The 6,534-nt window shown below is 48.7% G+C and carries 5 protein-coding genes and 4 tRNA genes; all 9 read left to right on the top strand.

Annotated features, from left to right (window positions below; translation table 11 throughout):
- Positions 1 to 144: 144 nt before the first annotated feature.
- The 9 genes from EIZ37_RS24315 to whiA all read left to right on the top strand — a co-directional run bounded on the left by EIZ37_RS24315 (position 145) and on the right by whiA (position 6,480).
- Positions 145 to 221: transfer RNA gene (locus tag EIZ37_RS24315), tRNA-Asp, on the top strand.
- A gap of 9 nt (positions 222 to 230) precedes the next feature.
- A tRNA-Phe gene (locus EIZ37_RS24310) sits at positions 231 to 306 on the top strand.
- Positions 307 to 314: 8 nt separating this feature from the next.
- Positions 315 to 390, top strand: a tRNA-Lys gene (locus EIZ37_RS24305).
- Positions 391 to 415: 25 nt separating this feature from the next.
- Positions 416 to 491, top strand: a tRNA-Gly gene (locus EIZ37_RS24300).
- Positions 492 to 653: 162 nt separating this feature from the next.
- Positions 654 to 2,273, top strand: coding sequence for a tetratricopeptide repeat protein (locus tag EIZ37_RS24295; protein WP_134687351.1), 1,620 nt, complete (start codon positions 654 to 656; stop codon positions 2,271 to 2,273).
- Positions 2,274 to 2,336: 63 nt separating this feature from the next.
- Positions 2,337 to 3,299: a thioredoxin-disulfide reductase gene (gene trxB, locus EIZ37_RS24290; RefSeq protein ID WP_134687350.1), complete on the top strand. Its 963-nt coding sequence runs from the start codon at positions 2,337 to 2,339 to the stop codon at positions 3,297 to 3,299.
- A gap of 216 nt (positions 3,300 to 3,515) precedes the next feature.
- A complete protein-coding gene (gene rapZ, locus EIZ37_RS24285; protein WP_134687349.1) occupies positions 3,516 to 4,391 on the top strand; it encodes an RNase adapter RapZ in 876 nt (291 codons plus the stop codon).
- 78 nt (positions 4,392 to 4,469) lie between these two features.
- Positions 4,470 to 5,477: a gluconeogenesis factor YvcK family protein gene (locus EIZ37_RS24280; protein ID WP_134687348.1), complete on the top strand. Its 1,008-nt coding sequence runs from the start codon at positions 4,470 to 4,472 to the stop codon at positions 5,475 to 5,477.
- A 70-nt stretch (positions 5,478 to 5,547) separates the two neighbouring features.
- On the top strand, positions 5,548 to 6,480 hold the full coding sequence (gene whiA, locus EIZ37_RS24275; protein ID WP_134687347.1) for a DNA-binding protein WhiA: 933 nt from the start codon (positions 5,548 to 5,550) through the stop codon (positions 6,478 to 6,480).
- Positions 6,481 to 6,534: the final 54 nt, after the last annotated feature.

Below are 6,534 nucleotides of genomic sequence, written 5' to 3'. Positions count from 1 at the left end.
TATCCACAACAATATTGCGGATCGTCTGCTAAAGACGCGACGTCCTGTCGCAACGCAGACGTAAGCACGTCCTTGTGCAAAAAAATTGCTGCGTATCCAGTTTTGAAGGTGCAAAACACCTTTAACTGCATAACTGAAAAATATGGAGCTGTGGTGAAGTTGGAGTTCACGCCGGTCTGTCACACCGGAGGTCGCGGGTTCGAGTCCCGTCAGCTCCGCCATTTTTTTCTGGCTCGGTAGCTCAGTCGGTAGAGCAGAGGACTGAAAATCCTCGTGTCGGCGGTTCGATTCCGTCCCGAGCCACCATTTGCAGGGAGCCATTAGCTCAGTTGGTAGAGCATCTGACTTTTAATCAGAGGGTCGAAGGTTCGAGTCCTTCATGGCTCACCATTTTACGTATCCGGCAATTTATTGTGCGGACGTAGCTCAATTGGTAGAGCGTCGCCTTGCCAAGGCGAAGGTCGCGGGTTCGAGACCCGTCGTCCGCTCCATTTCACAATACAATAACACATAGTCGACACCACTTGGCCGACCGGCAGGTGGTGTTTCCTGCTTTATGCAGAAGATAGCACTTTTGACAAGGTATACGACTTGTGACGACTAGGTGGATTTGATACGATACATGAAGGACTCCTAAGAGTATTGGAGGTTGTATGAAGAGCAGTGAAAGAAACAAAAAAGCAACTGTGGTAGACCTCATGTGTGATGCGCATTTTTTTATTGAGCGTGGGCAGCGTCTCTTATACCGCTACGATTATGAGAAAGCACTTCGTTATTTTCAACGTGCTGTAGATATGGAACCGAATAACGCGCATTTTAACTGTCATCTCGCCAGCGCGTTGGCGGAAATGGGACGGTTCGAAGCTTCCAATGACATTCTCCACCATGTGCTCGATCATATCGATCCGCAAATGGTAGATGTCTATTTCTATTTGGCCAATAACTATGCCAATCTCGAGGATTACCAGATGGCAGAAGAAATGGCGACGACCTATCTGCAAAAAAGCCAATATGGCATGTACGCAGAGGAAGCGGAAGAATTGCTGGATTATATTTATTTTGAATTGGATATGCCGCCACGCCTTTTTATCGAAAAAGACGGGGATCAACTATATCAGCGTCATGATGAAGCGAGAAATTGCCTGGAAGAAGGTCGTTTTTTAGAAGCTGTCGAGATTCTGAAAGACATCGTGCAGCAGCATGAAACCTTCATGCCGGCATGGAACAATCTTTCCCTGGCTTACTACTATGTCGGGGATTTTGAGAAAGCCATGGAGACGATCGAGTTGACCTTGGAGCGTGAACCTGGAAACCTGCATGCGCTCTGCAATTTGGCTGTCTTGCTATCACATATGAATCAGACAGCTGCGCTGCTTGAACTGCTGAGCCATCTGAAAAAGGTGGCCCCGATTAATCTGGAACATATGTATAAATTAGCAACGACGATGGGGGTACTGGGTCAGCATGAAGAGGCGTACTCCCTGTACCAGCGCATGTTGAAAAGGGGAGCGGCCCAGGATGTCTGCACGTACCACTATGCGGCCATTTCGGCATATATGACGGATCGCCGCCAGCAAGCGGTCCGCTGGTGGCAAAAAGTGAAGCAGCTTGATCAGGAATCAGGCATTGCCGATTACTATCTGCAGCGGATGAAAGAAGAGAAGGATCAGGTCCGTTTGATGACGATCCCTTATCATTATTTTCACCCGGAACAGGAAAGCTTACCCGATAAAATGAATTGGTCATGCCCGGATGACTTTAAAGACAATCCGATGATTCGCGCTTCCTTATTATGGGCGCTGCAGCATGGCAAGGACGATGTAAAACAGGTCGTGCTCCGGACGTTGAGCCTGATCGGCGACAGCGAGGCGGAAGCGGCAGTGCGCCAATTTTGCAAGGAAGCCAAGGACCCTCATTTTCAAAAGCTGGCCTTGCTGGCTCTGGCGCAAATGGGAGCAGCCTTGCCGTATGAGGTAGGCGATTCCATTCCGGCTGAAGAGGACGAAGATGAGGTAAGCTGGGCGATCAAGCTGCATTTTAGCGGAGAAGAGCAAGCGGGTCTGTGCGAGTGGTCTCTGCAATTATGGAAAGCATACCGCTCTACAAAAGAACCTCTTCGCGTTCGGAAGCATAGCGCATGGCTGGCGGCGATGGAATATCTCTACGGGAAAATGGCAAAGGCTAAGTTGAACCAAATCAATGTAGCCGAAAAATATGACGTTTCCCTGTCAACCTTGGCAAAGTGTATTCGAGCACTCTCTGTATTGATTTAAATCGATTACAATTTTATAATAAGTATAAAGTAAAAAAGTTGGTTTTATTGGAGGGCGTGGAGCATGAGTGATCAACAAAAGATCTATGATGTCATTATCGCAGGAGCAGGACCAGCAGGGATGACTGCAGCCGTATATACGTCTCGTGCCAATATGTCCACCTTGATGCTGGAAAGAGGAATTCCGGGCGGGCAAATGGCCAATACGGAAGAGATCGAAAACTACCCGGGGTTTGGCCATATCCTGGGGCCAGATCTCTCTACCAAAATGTTTGAGCATGCGCAGAAATTCGGAGCGGAGTACGCCTATGGCGAGATCAAGGAAATCGTGGATGGCGACCCTTACAAAATCGTGCGTGCCGGCGATAAGGAATATCTCGCAAAATCCGTCATCGTGGCAACCGGTGCGGAACACCGCCTGCTTGGCGTGCCGGGTGAAAAAGAACTGTCCGGCCGCGGTGTTTCATATTGTGCGGTCTGTGACGGGGCATTCTTCCGCAACAAAGAATTGGTCGTAGTCGGCGGCGGAGACTCAGCTGTAGAAGAAGCGGTGTTCCTGACTCGCTTTGCGAGCAAAGTCACCATCATTCACCGTCGCAACGAATTCCGTGCGCAAAAAATTCTGCAAAAACGAGCCTTCGAAAATGTGAAAATCGAAGTGATCTGGGATACAGTCGTCAAAGAAATCCGCGGTGAAAATGTTGTGCAAAGCCTGCTGTTGGAAAATGTGAAAACAGGCGAGCAAAGCGAATTTGCAGCGAACGGGATCTTCATTTACGTGGGGATGGACCCATTGACCGAGAGCGTACGCGGATTGGGCATTACCAATGAAGCTGGCTATGTATTGACGGATGAGAACATGCGCACAAAAGTAAAAGGAATTTTCGCGGCAGGAGATGTCCGTGAAAAAATGCTGCGCCAGGTTGTGACGGCTACGGGCGACGGTTCTATCGCAGCTCAAGCGGCTCAACACTACGTGGAAGCATTGGATGAGCGTTTGAAAGAAGAAAATGTCACAATGTCTTAACCGTTTTGTAACACTGGTGAAATATAAAAGGGATAAGATGGTACTACGATGAATTGACCCCCTTATCTATATAAACAATTTGCGTGGCTGGAACGTCGGCCACGCCATTTTTTTGTCAAAATAAGATTGCCAAGATTTTGTTGGATGACAAAACTTGTTCGATTGCGCAAGGCATTGTGGTATTCTTAAAGAAGGGTCAGAGGAGGCGGATAGAGAATGGAAGAAAACAAGAAAGCGATTAATTTGCTGATCATCACAGGGATGTCCGGGGCTGGGAAAACGGTGGCCGTACAGAGCCTTGAAGATCTTGGCTTTTTTTGCGTGGACAATTTGCCACCCATTCTGATCCCCAAATTTGCGGATTTGATCAAGCAATCAGGCGGCGGGATTGAGCGAGTAGCCTTGGTCGTCGATTTGCGCAGCCGCGAGTTTTTTGACAGCTTGCAAGAAGCGATTGACAGCATAAACGAGACAGAGGGCATCGCATTTCACATCCTGTATCTGGATGCGAATGACCAGACGCTTGTTTCCCGATATAAAGAGACCCGCAGACGCCATCCGCTATCGCCAAATGGTTCGCCGCTGGAAGGAATCCATGCGGAGCGCAGGCTGCTGCAGGAAATGAAAGGGCGCGCTCACCAGATCGTGGATACGAGTCAGATGAAGCCGGCCCAGCTGCGTGAAAAAATTGTCACGCAATACACACAACAAACGTCATCCTTGACTATTAATGTACTATCCTTCGGGTTCAAATACGGAACGCCAATCGATGTAGACCTCCTGTTCGATGTCCGGTTTTTGCCGAATCCGCATTATGTGGATGAGCTACGGCCCAAAACAGGCTGTGATGCAGAAGTGTTTGATTATGTGATGAACCAACCAGATACAGAAGAATTCCTCACAAAGCTGATCGATTTACTGTCCTTCCTGATTCCTCATTATCAAAAGGAAGGCAAGAATCAGCTGGTGATCGGGATTGGCTGCACCGGCGGAAAGCACCGCTCTGTCGCGATCACAGAGCATCTTGGCAAAACGTTCGCAAAGGATTACGCGGTGCGTGTCAGCCACCGAGACATGGAAAAAAGCAAATAGGCATAGAATGGGTTAAATGATTCACTGCCAGCATGTAAGAGATACAAGCATTCTCATGAGGAGAAAACGAGGTGACATATGTCAACAGGGAGAATGGGGAAGCAATCGGATGAATTGCTTCGCGTTGTCGTGGTTGGCGGTGGTACGGGTCTGTCCGTTTTGTTGCGGGGGTTAAAACAGGAGGAAGTACATATTACCGCGATCGTCACTGTGGCTGATGATGGAGGAAGCTCAGGGCGATTGCGGGAAGAGATGGATATGCTTCCTCCCGGCGATATTCGCAATGTACTGACGGCACTAGCAGATACAGAACCGCTGATGGAAAAACTGATGCAGCATCGTTTCAAAAATGGAAACGGATTGGCTGGCCATAATTTGGGAAATCTATTGCTTGCGGCGATGAATGAGATCACCGGCGATTTTGTCTCAGCAGTAAAAATGCTGAGCGGTGTTCTTGCGGTACGCGGGGATGTGTTGCCTGCATCTACCCAATCCATCCTGCTGAAAGCGGAGATGGCAGACGGGTCGATCGTAGAGGGAGAATCACAAATTCCGCTTGCCGGAAAACGAATCAGACGAGTATTTTTGGATCCGGTCGATGCGGTCCCATTGGACGAAGCATTGGTTGCGATCGCACAGGCGGATCTCATCCTGATCGGCCCAGGCAGTCTCTATACAAGCATTTTGCCGAATCTGCTGGTAAAAGGCCTATACGAGGAAATCAAGCGCTCTTCTGCGCAAAAGGTATATATTTGCAATGTGATGACCCAACCTGGAGAAACAGACGGGTATTCTGCGGCTGATCATGTAGATGCCCTCTATGATCACGTAGGAGAGCCGTTTCTCGATACAATTATTGTGAATTCCGCGGAGATTCCGCCGCGCGTGTTAGAAAAGTATGCAGAAAAAGGGGCTACCCCTGTCTTCTTTGATTTTGATCGATTACAAGCGCTGAATCTCAACATTGTAGCCAAATCGCTCGTTACTTTTGAGGGTGGCTATCTACGTCATAACGCTCGTGTTGTCAGCAAGGAAGTCGTCGCACTGCTGCCGAAACAGAAGAAGCGTATGGCGGGGAATGAATGAGGTTGCACCACGGCGCCACGGGGCATGACAGCGTTCAGCCATAGCAGACCCCGAGGAAGGAGTGAGACACTTGTCGTTCGCTGCGCATACCAAAAAAGAATTAACGATGCTGGAAGGCGAAGAATGCTGCAGTCGTGCTGAGCTTGCTGCATTGATCCGGATGAATGGGAGCATTCATTTTGGAGCAGGACGATTCGTCTTGGATGTCTCTACGGAAAATGCAGCGATTGCCAGACGCATCTATTCCCTCATCAAGAAAGTGTTTCAGGTGCATACGGAGCTGCTTGTCCGCAAGAAAATGCGTCTGAAGAAAAACAACGTATATATTGTGCGGATTCCCCACCAAGCGCGGGAAATCCTGGATGATTTGAAGATTATGGACCAAAATCTATCCTTTTACCCGGGAATCTCCACTGAGCTGATCAAGTCTTCCTGCTGCAGGGCCGCGTATTTGCGGGGGGCTTTTCTCGCAGGGGGATCGGTTAACCATCCGGAGGCATCGAGCTACCATTTGGAGATTTTTACGGCTTACCAGGATTTTTGCCAAGCTTTGACCAAGCTGGCCAATCGCTATAAAATGAACGCCAAATGCATTGAGCGCAAAAAAGGCTACGTGATGTACATCAAGGAAGGCGAAAAAATCACGGAGTTTTTAAGTCTGATCGGTGCGCATCAAGCGTTGTTTTATTTTGAGGATATCCGGATCGTCAAGGATATGCGCAACTCTGTGAACCGGCTGCATAATTGCGAAATCGCGAACATCAACAAGACGGTGAATGCGGCCGCCCGACAAATGGAGAACATCCAGCTCATCCAACGCGAAATGGGATTGGCCAATCTGCCGGATCGACTGCGCGAAGTAGCCGAATTGCGCTTGCTGCATCCCGATATCAATCTGAAAGAGCTGGGGGAAATGATCCCAAGCGGTATTGTCAGCAAATCGGGGATCAATCACCGGCTGAGAAAAATTAATGAAATTGCCGAGAAATTGCGAGAAAAATAAAATGTTTATTTCCAGTATAATGGTATAATAAAAGGACTGAGTCTGGGAAAGAGG

The sequence above is a fragment of the Brevibacillus migulae genome (assembly GCF_004521915.1).
Lineage (GTDB): Bacteria > Bacillota > Bacilli > Brevibacillales > Brevibacillaceae > Brevibacillus_F > Brevibacillus_F migulae.
This window is presented reverse-complemented; position numbering and strand designations above follow the sequence as displayed.